Annotated in this window: 14 protein-coding genes and 1 pseudogene; 6 read left to right on the top strand and 9 right to left on the bottom strand. The window is 60.2% G+C overall.

The genetic code is table 11. From position 1 onward, the window contains the following. Positions 1–3: 3 nt before the first annotated feature. Positions 4–1563 carry a hypothetical protein gene (locus tag KDL09_RS23845; RefSeq protein WP_294390980.1) on the top strand — a complete coding sequence of 520 codons (1560 nt, stop codon included), beginning with the start codon at positions 4–6 and terminating at the stop codon, positions 1561–1563. Here the strand turns inward: KDL09_RS23845 and nadC are convergent, their stop codons facing one another. After that, positions 1564–2400 (bottom strand): carboxylating nicotinate-nucleotide diphosphorylase, encoded by an 837-nt coding sequence (nadC, locus tag KDL09_RS23840; RefSeq protein ID WP_294390977.1) that lies wholly within the window; start codon positions 2398–2400, stop codon positions 1564–1566. 148 nt (positions 2401–2548) lie between these two features. Between nadC and rplS the strand changes: the two genes are divergently transcribed. Further along, entirely contained in the window at positions 2549–2908 is a 360-nt protein-coding gene (gene rplS, locus KDL09_RS23835; protein WP_294390974.1) for a 50S ribosomal protein L19, read from the top strand. Positions 2909–3017: 109 nt separating this feature from the next. Here the strand turns inward: rplS and KDL09_RS23830 are convergent, their stop codons facing one another. The 6 genes and pseudogenes from KDL09_RS23830 to rpmH all read right to left on the bottom strand — a co-directional run. Beyond that, complete coding sequence (locus KDL09_RS23830) at positions 3018–4634, bottom strand: PTPDL family protein (RefSeq protein WP_294390972.1); 1617 nt, start codon at positions 4632–4634, stop codon at positions 3018–3020. Between the two features lie 134 nt (positions 4635–4768). Then, positions 4769–5224, bottom strand: a complete 456-nt coding sequence (locus tag KDL09_RS23825) for a R3H domain-containing nucleic acid-binding protein (protein ID WP_294390969.1) — start codon at positions 5222–5224, stop codon at positions 4769–4771. An 11-nt stretch (positions 5225–5235) separates the two neighbouring features. Further along, entirely contained in the window at positions 5236–7041 is a 1806-nt protein-coding gene (yidC, locus tag KDL09_RS23820; protein ID WP_294390966.1) for a membrane protein insertase YidC, read from the bottom strand. 41 nt (positions 7042–7082) lie between these two features. Continuing rightward, positions 7083–7325 (bottom strand): membrane protein insertion efficiency factor YidD, encoded by a 243-nt coding sequence (yidD, locus tag KDL09_RS23815; RefSeq protein ID WP_294390963.1) that lies wholly within the window; start codon positions 7323–7325, stop codon positions 7083–7085. After that, entirely contained in the window at positions 7322–7693 is a 372-nt protein-coding gene (gene rnpA / locus KDL09_RS23810) for a ribonuclease P protein component (protein WP_294390960.1), read from the bottom strand. The genes yidD and rnpA overlap by 4 nt, the downstream gene beginning before the upstream one ends. A 78-nt stretch (positions 7694–7771) precedes the next feature. Next, positions 7772–7906 (bottom strand): annotated as a pseudogene (gene rpmH / locus KDL09_RS23805) (50S ribosomal protein L34); the annotation flags it as partial. A gap of 161 nt (positions 7907–8067) precedes the next feature. On the opposite strand from rpmH, the gene KDL09_RS23800 reads away from it, so the two are divergent. Then, complete coding sequence (locus tag KDL09_RS23800) at positions 8068–8907, top strand: alpha/beta hydrolase (RefSeq protein ID WP_294390956.1); 840 nt, start codon at positions 8068–8070, stop codon at positions 8905–8907. Positions 8908–8926: 19 nt separating this feature from the next. On the opposite strand, the gene glnD is transcribed toward KDL09_RS23800, so the two are convergent. Together glnD and KDL09_RS23790 are read right to left on the bottom strand one after the other, a co-directional pair. Next, positions 8927–11713 (bottom strand): [protein-PII] uridylyltransferase, encoded by a 2787-nt coding sequence (gene glnD / locus KDL09_RS23795; protein WP_294390954.1) that lies wholly within the window; start codon positions 11711–11713, stop codon positions 8927–8929. An 11-nt stretch (positions 11714–11724) separates the two neighbouring features. Further along, positions 11725–12246, bottom strand: a complete 522-nt coding sequence (locus KDL09_RS23790) for an adenine phosphoribosyltransferase (RefSeq protein ID WP_345781107.1) — start codon at positions 12244–12246, stop codon at positions 11725–11727. 127 nt (positions 12247–12373) lie between these two features. Here KDL09_RS23790 and ccsA point away from each other — a divergent pair, with 127 nt between their 5' ends. From ccsA to hemC, 3 genes are read left to right on the top strand one after another with little or no spacing between them, the layout of a single operon-like run. Then, on the top strand, positions 12374–13150 hold the full coding sequence (ccsA, locus tag KDL09_RS23785; RefSeq protein WP_294390948.1) for a cytochrome c biogenesis protein CcsA: 777 nt from the start codon (positions 12374–12376) through the stop codon (positions 13148–13150). Continuing rightward, positions 13143–14219 carry a glutamyl-tRNA reductase gene (gene hemA / locus KDL09_RS23780; RefSeq protein WP_294390945.1) on the top strand — a complete coding sequence of 359 codons (1077 nt, stop codon included), beginning with the start codon at positions 13143–13145 and terminating at the stop codon, positions 14217–14219. Before ccsA ends, hemA begins: the two co-directional genes overlap by 8 nt. Beyond that, on the top strand, positions 14216–15160 hold the full coding sequence (gene hemC / locus KDL09_RS23775; RefSeq protein ID WP_294390943.1) for a hydroxymethylbilane synthase: 945 nt from the start codon (positions 14216–14218) through the stop codon (positions 15158–15160). The genes hemA and hemC overlap by 4 nt, the downstream gene beginning before the upstream one ends. Positions 15161–15217 lie beyond the last annotated feature (57 nt).

Raw genomic sequence — 15217 nt, 5'->3', positions numbered from 1 at the left:
CTCATGTTTCATCGCATCACTTCCAAACGGGCCGCACGCATTTTGCTGTGGATTTTTATCACGCTCGTCACCGTCATGGTACTCCTGTTCGTGTGGACGAACTGGAGCGGTCAGCGCCGCTGGGCGGCCACAAAGGCGTTGCTCGAGCGCGAAGGCGAAAAGCTCGATTTCCACAAGCTGCTTCCCGAGACGCCACCGGAGGAGAAGAATCTGCTAGCGATCGAACCGCTGCGCGGCATTTCCGAAGTCGTCGATCAGGACGAAGCCAAAGGCGAACCTGGTGCAAAGCGCAAGGCGCTGGCCGGATTGGCGTGGGAATCTGGAAAGACCAAAATGCCGGCAGCATTGGGAACGTCTCTCGGAAGAAGGACTGCGTTTGAGGACTGGGTGCGGGTGGCGCGTGAGGCGAAGCTGGCGGATGTCGCCGCAGATTCTCCAAACGCGGGCCGTGAGATGCTGGCGGCGTTGGATGCCCGGCTTCCTGTGCTCAAGCAACTCGCTGACGAGGCGGTCACGCGCCCTCAGGCGATGTTCACACCCAGTTTGAACGAGCGCAAGCTGCCGGGAATGCTGTTCAGTCTTCAGGTGCCACATTACACCATTGCACAGAAGCTGGGGAGCAATCTGGCGCTACGTGCGCGTGCCGCCGCCGCCGTAGGTGAAGCGCGTGAAGTGGCGAACACCGCGGTGGCCATGTTGCGTGTGGGCCGAGCCTGCAAAGTGGAGCCGATGCTGCTTGGCCTTTTGGTGGGTGTAACAGTCGATGCACAAGCGCTCGAATTGCTTTGGGAAGTTTTGGAAACGAAGTTGCTAAAGGAAGACGAGCTGCATCAGATTCAGCAAACATTGGAGGCTTCCGATGTGGAGACAGCTTTGCTTCTGGCAATGCGTGGAGAGTTGGCAGTGGCTGTGGGGTCGCTGGAGTACCTTGGAGATGTGGCCGCTGGACGAACGACCGCAGGCAGGGAACTGGACGAGGTCCTTTCCGGTCATTCTTCAGGGATGCGGCGAGGTTGGGTTCGTGCCATTCCGAGTGGATTGTTTGATCATTGGAAAAGTGTGCTGGCGGACGTGGAGATGCGGCATGTGATCAAACCATTGAAGACTGCAGGTCTTCGAGCGGCGATCGATGATAGAGACTCACTGCATGAAGAGCTTGGCGTCCATTCCAACCCGTGGGCCCACCCAGACTACGTCATGGCGTTGATAACTGTGCCTGCCGTAGCCCAAGTCAGTCAGACAGCGCTGATGAGTCAGACAAAGCAGCGGCAGGCGCAGGCGGCCCTGGCTTTAGAGCGCTTCTTTTTCAAAATGGGACGCTATCCATTACGTCTCGACGAACTCGTGCCTGAATTTGTGACCTCCGTGCCAAAGGATCCCTGCGATGGCAAGGCCATGCGTTATCGAGTGACTGAATCTGGACGTTACGTTCTGTGGTCCGTGGCTGTGGACGGGAAAGATGATGATGGGAAGGTGAACATCACGAAGCCGGAGGAGGTTCGCTCAATGAAGAAGCCAGAGTACCTCGGTGACTGGGCTTGGCAGTATGAGCCAGTGAAGTAGTCAATACAGGTCGAGTGCCAGATCGAGCGCACGCGCGGAGTGAGTGAGAGCTCCCACCGAGATCGCATTCACGCCCGTGGCGGCGACGTCTTTGATCGTATCGAGTGTGATGCCGCCGCTGGCTTCGAGCCAGAGTTTGCCGTTCACAAGTTTCACGGCCTCGCGCTGCTGATCGGTGCTCATGTTGTCGAGCAGGAGCATGTCCACGCCGTCTAGCGTGAGGAAATCCGCGACCTGCTGGAGCGTGGCGGCTTCGAGTTGAACGCGGACGCCGGGGCGTTCGGCCCGCAGTTTGTGAATCGCGGCCTGAAGCGAGGTCAGGTCGCTGTTGGCGGCGAGGTGGTTGTCTTTGACCATCGCGTGGTCGTAGAGACCCATGCGATGGTTGGTGCCGCCGCCGTGTTTCACAGCGGCCTTTTCGATCAAACGCCAGCCGGGGGTGGTTTTGCGGGTGTCCCAGACCTGAACGGGGTGGGGTTTCACGGCTTCGACGTATTTTTGGGTCTGGGTGGCGACACCGCAAAGCCGCTGAAGGAAATTCAGCGCGGTACGCTCAGCGGTGAGCAATGAGCGCGTGCCGCCAGCGGCCTTGAGCAGGATATCACCCGGTTTGAAGGGGCTGCCGTTGGGGATGCAGACCTCGACTTCGAGTGCGGGGTCGATTTGGTGGAAAACGGCGGTGGCAATATCACTTCCGGAGACGATTCCCGGCTCCCGGGCGACGATTTCGGCCCTCGAACGGGACTGCTCCGGGATGAAGTAGAGGGAGGTGACATCGCCGGTGCCGACGTCTTCGGCGATGGCGGCGTGGATCAGGGCTGAAACGGAGGATTCCATGGGGGACTGATGATAGGGTGGGAGATAGCAGGTTTCCAGCACAGGGAAAAACAGGTTGCCAAATCAGGCGAACTGTCCATCTTCCCCGCCCCTCGCCCCCGGCCTGACTGATTCACGGCCTTGCGAAGCGCGGGCTTAGGAGCGTGTCATGAGCAAAATCATCGAAAAGATCAATCAAGAGCAGTTGAAGAAGGAAGTTGCCGCTTTCACCGTGGGTGACAGCGTCAAGGTCCACACCCGAGTCGTTGAAGGCGACAAGGAACGTATTCAGATTTTCGCAGGCATCGTGATTGCCCGCAAAGGCTGTGGCATCAACGAAGCCTTCACCGTCCGCAAGATTTCCTACGGCGAAGGCGTGGAGCGCGTGTTTCCGCTGCATAGCCCGAAGGTCGCCAAGGTCGAAGTCACCAAGACCGGCCGTGTGCGTCGTGCTCGACTTCACTACCTGCGTCAGCGCCAGGGCAAGGAAGCCATGTCCGTCAAGGAGCAGGGGCAGAGCGAGAATTGATCGGTTTATTTTTCAGTGTGTTTCAAACAGAAAAGGGAGGGCTGCAAAGCCCTCCCTTTTTTGTGAAATCGTCTGAGATCACCCGCAGGTGATCAGGCCCTGTGACGGGTCACTTCTGTTTCTTCTTGCCGCCCCCCAGGAGCGTGAGGAGGAGCACCAGAACAACCACGCCGATGCCGATGAGAAGCATGTTGGTGGTGCTCATGCCTTCTTCTTCCGGCGGGGTGACAGGCATGGGAGCGGAGGCAACCGGTTGCTGAGGCTGGGCGTAGCCTTGCTGCTGTGGTGCGTAACCCGGTTGCTGCTGGGGATAGCCGTTGGGAACCGTGCCAGGAGCGGGCATGGCACCCGGCTGGGCAGGATAGCCATTGGGGACCGCTCCGGGAACTTGGGCGGCATTTGGATCTGTGGTTCCTTGAGCAGGCATGCCAGGAGCTGCGGCATTGGGGTTGGGTGCAGCTGTGTTTCCTGCAGCGGCAGCCGCCAGAGCAGCGGCCATTTTGGCGTCTTCTCCCGGCGCGGCACCCGTGCCAGCAATGGCGGAAGAGCCGGTGGCGACCCCGCCGGCGGCGGGCGCTGGCATCTGCTGTTGAGCGGTCGCCACGGCCAGCTGCTGCTCGGCGTAGGCGTAGCGTTGGCGATAGGCCTGGAAGACATTTTGGTAAAACTGCATGCTATTGCTGTCGGCACTGGCGGCAGCCGTTTCACCTTCAAGAATCGCCTCGCCCATCTTTTTCAGCTCATCGGCATTCTGGGCGGCTTTGGCGTCCGCGCGCATGAGACGGGCGATGGCCTCGTTGACTTTGGTGATGACAGGAATGTCGATATCCTTCAGGCGGTTCTTTTCGGTGATGATGGACTGGGAGAGCGTTTTCAAGCTTGGCATGTCATACTTGTAGGGGGTGTACCATCTGCTGGACTTGCGCTCCTGATCGTAGTTTGTCTTCCAGAGTTCCTCCTCACGCTTCACCGCGTCCTTCATGCGTGTGAGGTCCGGTTCGATCAGCTTTTTGATGCCGTCTTCACGCATCTTCAGCAATGTCGGCTGGTCTTTGATCATCTGCTCAACTTGTGCCTCGTACTTCGTCAATAAGGCGACTGCCTCCTCAACGGCCTTCGGATAATAGATCGAGGCGATGTATCCACTGCGAGGATCGGAGAGCTTGTCGAACTCCTTGAGCGCTCCGGAGTAATCCTTGGCCTCGGCTTTTTCCATCATGGCCGCACGCAATCCGTAGGCCTTGATGTTGAGGCTTTCCGCCTTGGTTTCATCAGGATTGAGCCACTTTCCTTCCAGCTTGATGCCACCGGCAACCACCTTCTCCTTTTCTTCCTGCATGACGGCCAGCATTTTTTCGGCTTCTGCCGCTTCCGGGGTCTTTGGATAACGGTTGATGAAGGGGCGCAGGCGATCCTGGATGATTTGCTCGTACTTCTCCGCTGTCAGCAGGTCCACAGTAGGGACGAGCTTCTTCAGTTCGATGAGTTCGACTTCTTCCGGCTTTTGTTTGAGGATGCCGCCTTCAGCGATTTCACTGCGCTGGATGTCTTTCTCATCCCAGATCTTCGGCGTCAGCTTGTAGCGCATGCGGATGGCATCGGCCGATTCGGAAAGGATGTTGCCCTCGAGCTTTCTGCCATCTTTGAGGGTCACCACGTCGGCATGCAAAAATCCGGCACTGCAGGCAATGAGAACAAAGGCGGATCGGATGCGGCTCAATTTCATGGGGAATGAGGGGGTGGAGGCGGTGGTATCGAGGGATTTTTGGCGCGCCAATTTGCGCGGGTTTTGAGAAATAACTCAAAACCACACTCTGAGTAAAGAACGAAGCTTATTTTCCTCCGTTCCAGGCTTACGGCTCACTGGCCGCGCCGTTTGAGAACGATGCGCTTGAAACGGGCGGCACCTTCTTGGCTCACGCTCATGACCGCCGGGTCATTGACGAAGACATTGTGGATGAGACGGCGGTAGTAGCTGTTCATCGGTGGCAGGTCGGCGCTCTGGCCGGTGGCCCGCACGCGCTCGCCCAGTTCCTTGGCGCGTGCGACCATCTTGTCCTCGCGCATGGAGCGGTAGAATTCCACATCGACGCGGATGCGCGGTGCGTCTTTGATGTGGCGCTGAAGTACGCGGTTCACCAGATACTGGATGTCTTCGAGCGTATCACCCCGGCGGCCGATGAGCGCGTCCGAGTCGTCCGTGAGCACCTGCAGCGTGGGGCCGTCGGGTCCATTGTCTTCCTCGATCTGCACGACGAAGCCCAGATAACCGAGCATGGTGTCGAGGATGTGGCGTGCGTGTTCGAGAGGCGTCATGGCGTGGGGTGCTAACCTCCTAGGCGTGGCGGTTTGGGGCCTTTTTTCTTATCTTTCTGGCCCGGTGTGTTGAAAAACGGGCTCTGCGCCGGAGCGGCTTTGGGCGCCGGCCGTTGCGCCACTTTTTCCAGCTTCGGCTCCGGCATGTAGAGCTTCATGATCCATGTTTGGGCTATGCTGAAAACGTTCTGCGTGGACCAGTAGAGAGCCAGTGCGGCGGCAAAGCTGTAGCAGATGTAGAGGAAGAAAAACGGCATCAGCATGAAGATGCGCTGCTGCGTCTTGTCCGCTGTTGCTGGCTGAGGTGTCAGCTTCATCTGCGCCACCATGGTCAGCCCCATGATGAGCGGCAGGGGGTTGACGTCGAAACCCATGAACTGGCTCACGGTGTCTGCGGCAGAGAGATCATGCACCCAGAGGAATGATTGTCCGCGCAGTTCCGCTGCTGACTCCAGCACGCGGTAGAGGCCGAAGAAGATCGGGATCTGCAGGAACATCGGCAGGCAGCCACCGAGAGGATTCACACCGTACTCGCGGTACAGCTTCATCACCTCCATTTGCTGCTGCTGCGGATTGTCCTTGTACTTTTCCTGCAGCTCCTTCATCAGCGGACCCAGCAGGCCCATGCGCTTCATGGTGGAGGTGGACTTCGCGTGGATCGGCCAGATGCAGAGACGCACGAAAATCGTCAGCAGGATGATGGACACGCCCCAGTTTCCGGTCAGCCCGTGCATCCAGCGCATCACCTTCGAGAGGAAGATGCTGATCGGCTTGAACCAGCCGTAAAACATCGCGTAACTGCGCTGTTTGCCGATGCGGCTCAGGCGGTCGTATTCCTTGGGCCCGAGGTAAATTTGGTAGGTCTCGCTGTGCGAGGCACCAGGTGCCAGATCAATGGTCGGCAGCCCAAGCGAGGCATCGTAGGCGTGGTCTTCGATGTCGGCCTTGCCCTCGTGCGCAGCATCCAGCGGTTTGGCCAGCTTGCGGCGTGATGCCCATAGTTTTCCTGCAGCGTCCTTGTCAGCAACGCGTGTGATGATGTGCGTGTAGAAGCGTCCCATCACACCACCGTAGCGCAGCGCGCCGAAGGACTGGCGAAACTCGGTTTTCTCGTCGCTCAGCATGTGTTTGCCGAAGTAATCCGCCGCTTCGCTGGAGACGTCGCCTGCATCATTCCAGAAGAAGCCCTCGTAGCGTGCGTCGTCATGCTTCAGGGCGCTCGAAGCACCGGCATAGAGGTAGTATTCTTCGGAGCGATGCTGGGCCGCGCCGGTGTTTTTCAGCGTGATCTGGAGATCGATGAGATGCTCGTCGCTGCCTTCGCCTTCAGTCAGCGTGTAAGTCTTGGTCACCACGATGCCTTCTGCATTGGTGCCTTCGAAGGTCGCGCTCTTGTCGCTTTTCGCCGTCAGCTTGTAAGCGATCGCGTCCAGACCACCTGGTTCACGACGAAGGGCGCCGACGGGTTCCAGCGCGTGTTCGTTCAAGGTCACACGATCGGTTCCAGCGAGCACCGCGCGGGTGATGCCGCCGCCTTTGGAGGTCAGTTCAAAGGTGACGCTGCCGGCTTTGAGCGAATGTGTTTCCTCGGGCAGCGCCGCAACGGCAGGAGCCGCCGGTGCGGTAGTGGTGCCTGCGGCCGCCGGTGTCGTTGCAGCCGGGGTGGCGCTTGATTCGGCCGGTTTCTTCGCGACTTCCTCCTGCTTTTTGCGTGCCGCTTCGGCCTGCGCAATCTTCTGGTTTTCCTGCATGTAGTGCCAATTCAGGCCCATGAGGACAACACATGCGATGACGACGATCCAACTTTTGCGGTCCATGATATGAGAAAGAGAGTTCGGGGTGGGGTTGTTGGCGGCTTTTATTTCAGGTCACGCGGCGGCACCGGGTCCTCGCCCTGCCCGCCCCATGGGTGGCAGCGGCCGATGCGGCACAGGCCCAGCCAGCTTCCACGCAGCACACCGTGGGTTTCCACCGCCTGAAGAAAATACTCTGAGCAGGTCGGGGTGTAGCGGCATCCGGAGCCGGGACCACCGATGGCGTGAATGACGGGGGAGATAAACACTTGGTAGCCGCGGATGAAGATTCGTATAAGCCATTTCATGGTGCGGGCGGGGCAGGAAGAGCCTGTTTGAGCAGATTCATACGCCGCGCCAGCCGCAGCCAGTCGCTTTCCAGTTCTGCCAGAGTGGCCTGAGGGGCACGCCAGCGGGCGATGATCACCATCTGCCAGCCATGAGCGATCTCCGTACGATGCGCACGTATGATCTCACGCAGCAGACGGCGAATCCGGTTTCGTACCACGGCATTGCCCAGCCTACCCCCGGTGATGAGGCCAAACTGGAACTCCTCCAGCGTCTCCACGCGCAAGGCACCCAGCACCAGATATTTTCCAGCCTGACTGCCGCCCTGCGTCTTCACTCGTGCGAAGTCTCGCGCGAGTTTCATCCGCAGGTTTGAGGGAAGGCGCATGATGAGGAGCGCGCCGCAGCAGGATCAGGCGTGCTGCTGGGTGTGACGCTTGAAGTGGATTTCCACACCCTTCGGCAGAAGACGCTTGCGTCCGGCACGGCGGCGGCGGCGCAGGATGTCACGACCGTTCGCCGTTTTCAGGCGTGCGCGGAAGCCAAACTGCTGCTTGCGCGTGCGTTTGGATGGTTGGTAGGTCCTTTTGGTCTTGGGCATGGGCGTGTGGGGTGGTGAAAATTTTAAAAAATGTCGGCTGAGGCCGGACAAATCACGGCCTCCCTTCGAAAAGGGGGCGCGAAACTAGCGGGAGCCGCCCATTTGTCAATCAGGCGATCAATTCGCTTAAAAATCGCGGGTTTGAGCGTTATGCCTCGCCCATGAAATTCCTCCTCGCCGCGTTCGCCCTGCCAGTCGCCTGTTTCGCCGCCGAAACCCCTCCCGCCCTGCCGCTCTGGCCCCACGGCGCCCCCGGTTCTGAAGCCCGCACTGCCGAGACGGAGAAGATCGAAGGCAACAACGTCTGCAACGTCCACAATCCCACGATCACGCCCTACGTCCCCGAGGCAGACAAGGCAACCGGCACTGCCGTCATCATCTGCCCAGGCGGCGGTCATTCCAAGCTTTGCCTTGGCCACGAGGGCTACGCGCTCGCCGAATGGTTCCGCGACCACGGCATCGCCGCCTTTGTGCTCAAGTACCGCCTCGCCCGCGAGCCTGGCAGCACTTACACCATCCAAGATCATGCCATGGCCGACGCCCGGCGCGCCATCCGAACCATCCGGAGCCGTGCTGCCGAATGGCACATTCAGCCGGATCGTATTGGCATCCTCGGCTTCTCTGCCGGAGGCGAACTCGCCGCATTCGCTGCTATGACGAATGATCCCGGCAAAAAGGACGCCGCCGATCCCATCGAGCAGCAGTCCAGCCGCCCCGACTTCCAAGGCCTCATCTACCCTGGCACCTCAGGACTCTTCAGTGCCGAGAAAGGCATGCCGCCGCTCTTCATCGCCGCCGGTTACAACGACCGGCCCGACATCTCTGAAGGCATGGCCACCCTCTACCTCAAATACAAGGCCGCCGGCGTGAAGGCCGAGATGCACATGTATGCCAACGCCGGTCACGGCTTCGGTTACAAACCCGACGCCAAACCCAGTGCTGCGGCGAGGTGGCCGGACCGTTTCGTGGAATGGCTCACGGACAGCGGCCTCCTGAAGTAAACAGCGTTCAAGCTTTCGCCTAATGCAGGCGCAAATGGGTGGCGGCGGACACGATGCGTTCAAGTTCTTCCAGCTGCGCGCGGTCGGTCAGTTTGTGGTTGTTCTCATCCTGAACGTAAACGGCGTCGATGGCGACGCCCTTTTCGGTGCTGATGCGTGCGTGGGTGACGTTGTGACCGAGGCGGCCGATGGCCATGAAGATGTCATAGAGCAGACCCAGGCGGTCCACCAGTTGGAGCTCCAGCACGGTCTGATCCGGCGAGAGATGGTTGTTCACGTAGATGCGCTGCGGGATTTCCTCGCCGATCTCATCGAGCATGGTGATGGATTTGCCGAGCTTTTCCGCAATGGCCTCACTGAAATCGAAGTCCTGTCCACGGAAGGCCTTGCGCACGGATTCTTCGACCCTGTTGCGTGCGCTCTTCGTCGTGACGGCCGCGAAGTTCGTGTTGCACACGCGGAAGATGTCCAGCACGAGATGGTCGGCACGCTGGTAGAGGTCGGCGCTGAGAATGTTGATGTTCTCTGCCGCGAGTGCACCGGAGATGCGTGCAAGCAGCAGATGGCGGTCCCAGCAGACGACGGTGAGTTCGCTGTAGCCTTGGTCCACATGGTCCTCCCAGCTCATGACCGGGAGCAGGCCGGCGACGGCTTCTTCCCGAATCAGTTGTTCGAAGAACAAACGGAACTGGCGCAGATGCGCGGCGATGAGTTCGGCTTCGCGGAAGTTGAAATACGACGGTGGCATGTGGCGGAAGTGCGCGTCCACTTCGGCTTCGAATCCGGCGCCAAGACGCCGTGACACTTCTTTCTTCAATTCCTCCAGTGGCACCTGCACGTTGCGCATGAAGTCCGCCGGGGCGTTCATGAAGCGCAGCGTGCTGTGGTAGAGCTGCCGAATGGAAGCTTCTTTGTAGCCGGACCAGCTCTTGTCGCTCGTGCCCTTCGAGTCGGCGTAAGTCATGAGCAGCAGCGTGTCGAGATTCTCCTTGGTGCGCACGATGCCGGCGAATTCTTCGATCACCTGCGGATCATCGAGGCTCTTCGTCGTCGCGGTGCGGTACATCAGCAGATGATTGTCGACGAGGAAGAGCAGGAGACGACGACGTTCGCCTTTGACCTGCAGACGCCGGGAGACGGCGGCGGCAAGCGTGGTGCTTTCGTCGCTGTGGGTCTTCTTGTTCAATGCGCGGCCCGCATCATGCAGCAGCAGCGCGAGATAGAGGACGTAGGGCTGTTGGAGGTCGTGGAAGAGCTGCTGGTAGAGCTCCGCTCCCTTGAGGGTGGGATCGCTCAACTCGTCGAGCTTGTCGATCGTGCGCAGGGTGTGCTCATCCGCGGTGTAGAGATGGAAAAACTCGTGCTGCACGAGGTTGGTCAGCGCACCGAACTCCGGCATGAAGCGCCCGAGAAAGCCGACGCGGTGCATTTGCCGCAGAGTCCGTGCGGCATCGCCTTTGTTGGTGAGAATGGCCTCGAAGGTCTCGCGGTTGGTCTTGCTGTAGCGGAAGCTGGAGTCCACCAGACGGAAGTTGTCCTGAATGAGCTGAAACAGGTCGGGGCTGAGGCGCAGATGGCGTTTCTGCGTGTGCAGAAACAGCCGCATCAGGCGTTCGGGGTCTTCTTTGAAGATCGTCGGACCTTCCGCATAGACGCGCTCATGCTTGCGGATAAAGCCGTCGAAGCTCTCCTGCTGCTTCTCCTTACGGCTGCGCGCCAGGAAGCCCATGAGCCTGCCCTTCTTGGGACCGTTCTCCAGCGCCTGCAGGTGAAAGCGGTCCATCACCTCGTTGCTGCGCTGCAGGATGTCACGGGTGGCTGTGTAGTAGTCGTGCATCAGCGCTTCGATGCGGCGCAGGATGCGCTTGTGGCGGTAGCCCAGATGCGTGGCCACCGGACCTTGAAGGCGAAGGGTGAGCAGATCTTCTGCGCGCTTTTCCGTGTAGTGCATCTCATTGCGCACTCGCAGGATGAACGCATACCCCTGCTCCACTTCCTTCCAGCCCGCCTTGGAGATCAGGCCTAGGCTCACCAGATCCTTCGGGTTCAGCGTGCGATGCCGCGCATACGTCATCCAGATCAGGTTCTGGTAGTCACGCAGGCCGCCGCAGCCGTTTTTCACATGCGGTTCCTGCACGAATGGCGTGTTATCGTACTTTTTGTGGCGTGCGTTCAGGTCCATCTGCCGCAGCTTCAGGAACTGCGTCTCCTGGCCGTCCATGCACTCCTTGTCAAAACGGGACCGAAACTCGTCGAACGCCGCTTTCTGGCCGGTGATAAAGCGCGCCTCCATCAGCGCCGTCTTCGTCTCCATGTTCTCGTTCGCCAAGGCGATGCACTCGCCCACGGACCGTGATCCATGGCCGACCTTGAACTTCAAATCATAGAAGTAGAGCAGGTATTCGCGGATCAGCTGGGCGATCTCGGAGGAGACCCTGCCGCTGTTGCCGGGAAACATGAAGGTGAGATCCACATCGCTCCCCGGGCTCATCACGCGGCGGCCGTAACCGCCGTGGGCTATGACGCTTACGTTGAGCTTGGCGCGTGTCTCAGGGGGCAGCGTCGAGACGCTTTCCTCCCAGAGGACACGCACGAGGAGATCGATCATGTCCGAACGCATGCGGCAGATCTCGGCCCCGCTGAAACTGCCCGAATGGTGCCGCTGTTTGATGCGCTGCTCCTTGATCTTCAGAAACCGCTTTGCCTGTCGCAGCGTTTCGGCACGGCCACGTGGCAGCTTGTCGTCGGGCGGGAAGAATTTCTGCGCGCTCTTGTTCAGGTGGCGCAGGTAGTCACGTTCCGTCATCGCAGCTGGGTTCAGTAGGTGACGAGAGCGTGAACCGGGCCGGATCCGCTTACTTTTTCCCGGCCGCCGAGAAAGGTGAGTTCGATGAAAAATGTGCTGCCCAGCACCTTGCCGCCCGCCTGCTCGATGAGATGCAGCGCGGCACCCGCTGTTCCGCCGGTTGCCAGAAGGTCATCGGCCAGGAGCACCGTTTCACCCGGGTTGATGGCGTCGAGGTGCATTTCGACAGAGTTGGTCCCGTACTCGAGTGCGTAATCCACGCCCCGCGTCTGCCAGGGCAGCTTGCCTTTTTTCCGCACCGGAATGAATCCCGCACCCAGGCGCTCCGCGATCAGGGCGCCGAAGATGAACCCGCGGGCGTCGATCCCAACGACCTTGTCCACCTGGGTGATGCCTGTGGACTCGATCATGCCGTCCACCGCCTGCGCCAGCAGCACCGGATTCGCCAGCACCGGGGTGATGTCCTTGAAAACGATGCCCGGCTTCGGGAAGTCGGGCACGTCGCGGATCGTGCTGCGGATGTTGTCGAGGATGTCTGGGGCCATTCCAGCGATCATGGAGGAGATGCGGGGATGCGCAAGCGATGGCAACATTGCGGCGAGAATTGCCTTCACCCTTGCGAAACCCACCCATGACCGCGAGTATCCGCCCCCCGTTTTCATGACGCCCGCCCAGCAGCTTCTTCTTGCCGCCACGCTCACCTTTGTGGGCGCGGTCGTGCAGGCCCTGCTGGCGCTCAAGTCCGGCGCTTGGAAGGAAAGGCGCGCGCGCGTCGTGTTCATGGCGCTCGGATTCGCGCTGCAGACCGGTTTCATCTACGTCCGCGGTGAGGAAGTCGGCCAATGTCCGATGAAGAGCCTGCCGGACATCCTCGTGTTCATCGCGTGGAGCATCGTGTTGCTCTATTTCTTGGTCGGTTCCGCGTTCCGGCTGTCATTGCTCGGCCTCTTCACCGCACCGCTGGTCAGCATCATGCACATTCTCGCGCTGATCGGCGGCTTTGCTCCTTACCCGCCGAGAGGCAAAATCAACGCGCTCATCGAACTGCACGCCGCGGTGGCCTTGATCGCCTACGCGGCTTTCGCCCTGGCCTGCATCACCGGCGTCATGTATCTCGTGCAGGAGCGCATGCTCAAGCGTCACCAGATCGGCGGGCTGTTTTATCAGCTGCCGCCGATTCAGGGTCTCGCGAGTGCGATCCAGCGGCTTGTTCGCCTCGGTCTCCTGCTGCTGAGCGTTTCGCTGGGCATCTCCTTTGCGCTGCACACCTCGGTGTCGAATCCGAAGATCGTTTTCTCCTGGGTGGTGTGGGGCCTGTATGCCGTCATCACCATCCTGATGTGGAAGCATTTTACTTCGCCGCGCAAAACCGCGTGGCTGGCTGTCATCGGCTTCATCCTGCCGTTCATCTCCCTGTGGATCGTCACGCATGCCTGAGCCGACGGACAACCGCAGCGGCCTCGTCTGTGTAGGCCTGAACTACAAAACCACGCCCGTCGAGGTGCGTGAGCGTCTCGCCTTTCCCGAAGCGCAGGTGCCGCATGCGGTGCAGCAGGTGCGCGGACTCCCGGGCTTCGAGGAATGCGTGGTGCTCAGCACCTGCAATCGCGTGGAATTGTACGCCACCCATGGGCTGCCCAGCGGCAAGGACGGCCACGAAGCGCTGCGCGAATATCTCGTCACCCATTTCAAACTGCAGCCCGAGCACGCGGAAGCTCTCGTGCTCTACAATCTCGATTCCGCCGAGACTGCGCGTCATCTGTTCCGTGTCGTCAGCGGGCTGGATTCCATGGTGCTGGGCGAAACCGAAATCTTTGGCCAGGTCAAGGCGGCCTACAAACTCGCGCTCGACACCGGTACAACGAGTCGCTCGCTCAACAAGCTCTTCCAGCAGGCCTTCACCGTCGGCAAAAAGGTCCGCAACGAGACCACCATTCAGCGTGGTTCCACCAGCGTCGGCAGCGTGGCCGTCGATCTCGCGGAAAAGGTCCACGATCTCAAGGAATGCCGCGTCATGCTCGTCGGCGCGGGTGAAATGAGCCGCACCTGCGCGCAGAGCCTGCTCTCACGTGGTGCGAAGAGCGTGATCGTCTCCAACCGCAGCTACGACAAGGCGGTGGAACTCGCCACCGAGATGAAGGGCACCGCGATGAAGTTCGACGAATGGGAACACGCGTTGCACGAGGTCGATGTCATCATCTCCAGCACCAGCGCACCGCATTTTGTCATCAAACCGGAGCAGATCGAGCAGACCATGCGCAAGCGCCGCTGGGAACCGCTGCTCATCATCGACATCGCCGTGCCGCGCGATGCGGATCCGGCGGTGAACGAGATCGAAGGCGTCTATCTCTACGACATCGACGCGCTGCAGGCCATCGCCGATGAAGGCCGCCGCGAGCGCGAGCGTCAGCTCGCCGCCTGCGAGCGCATCATCGAGGAGCAGCTCGAAAAATTTGGCTTCCTCAATCCTCCCGGCCATTCCCATCACGGCATCATCGTTTCATGAGCATCGAAAAAATCACCCTCGGCACCCGCGGCAGCGAACTGGCCCTCACGCAGACGAACATGGTCACCGCGGAGTTGCAGACAGCGCACCCGCATCTGCGCATCGAGCGTCAGATCATTCAGACGAGCGGTGACAAGCGCCAGGATCTGCGCTTCTCCGAGTTCAGCGACGTCGCGCAGGTGGACAAAGGCATCTTCATCAAGGAGCTCGAAATCGCCCTCGAAGGCGGGCAGATCGACGCGGCCGTACACAGTTTGAAGGACGTGCCGAGTGACCTCGCCGCCGGATTCACCATCGCCGCCGTGCTTCCGCGTGCGGCGATCGAAGACGTGCTCGTCACAGCGCAGCCTTACACGTTGGAAACACTGCCGCAGGGCGCCCGCGTCGGCACCAGCAGCGTGCGCCGCGCCGCTCAGCTCAAGTTCCTGCGCCCTGACATCCAGATCGTCGAGATCCGCGGCAATGTGCCCACGCGCGTCAAGAAGGTGATCGGCGATGAACCGCTCGATGCCGTGCTGCTTGCTGCTGCTGGATTGCTGCGGCTCGGTTTGCTCAATGCGAATCTCAGCCGCATTCACATCGACACGCACACGCTCTACGGTCTCGTGCTGGATCCCGTGAAGTTTCTTCCAGCCGCCGGACAGGGGGCCATTGCGATCGAATGCCGAGCAGGTGACGAGGCCTCGTGTCAGGCGATCCGAGCGCTCAATCACGCCGAAACCGAATCACGCGTCACCGCCGAACGCGAATTCCTGAAAATCCTCGGCGCCGGCTGTCAGACGCCGGTCGGTGCACACACCTGGATCAAAGACCAGCAGCTCCACATGGCGGTGCGCGTCTTCAACGAGGCTGATCTTTCGCTGCCGCCGGTCGAGCGCGAAGCCCATCGCCCGGTTCATGAGGCGAAGCAGCTCGCGGCTGAACTGGCGGCGATGCTATAACCTATAACCGCAAAGCGGGTACATTCCGCCCGCAACCTTGCCCGGGATCGGACGTTT

The sequence above is a fragment of the Prosthecobacter sp. genome (genome assembly GCF_020439865.1).
Lineage (GTDB): Bacteria > Verrucomicrobiota > Verrucomicrobiia > Verrucomicrobiales > Verrucomicrobiaceae > Prosthecobacter.
This window is presented reverse-complemented; position numbering and strand designations above follow the sequence as displayed.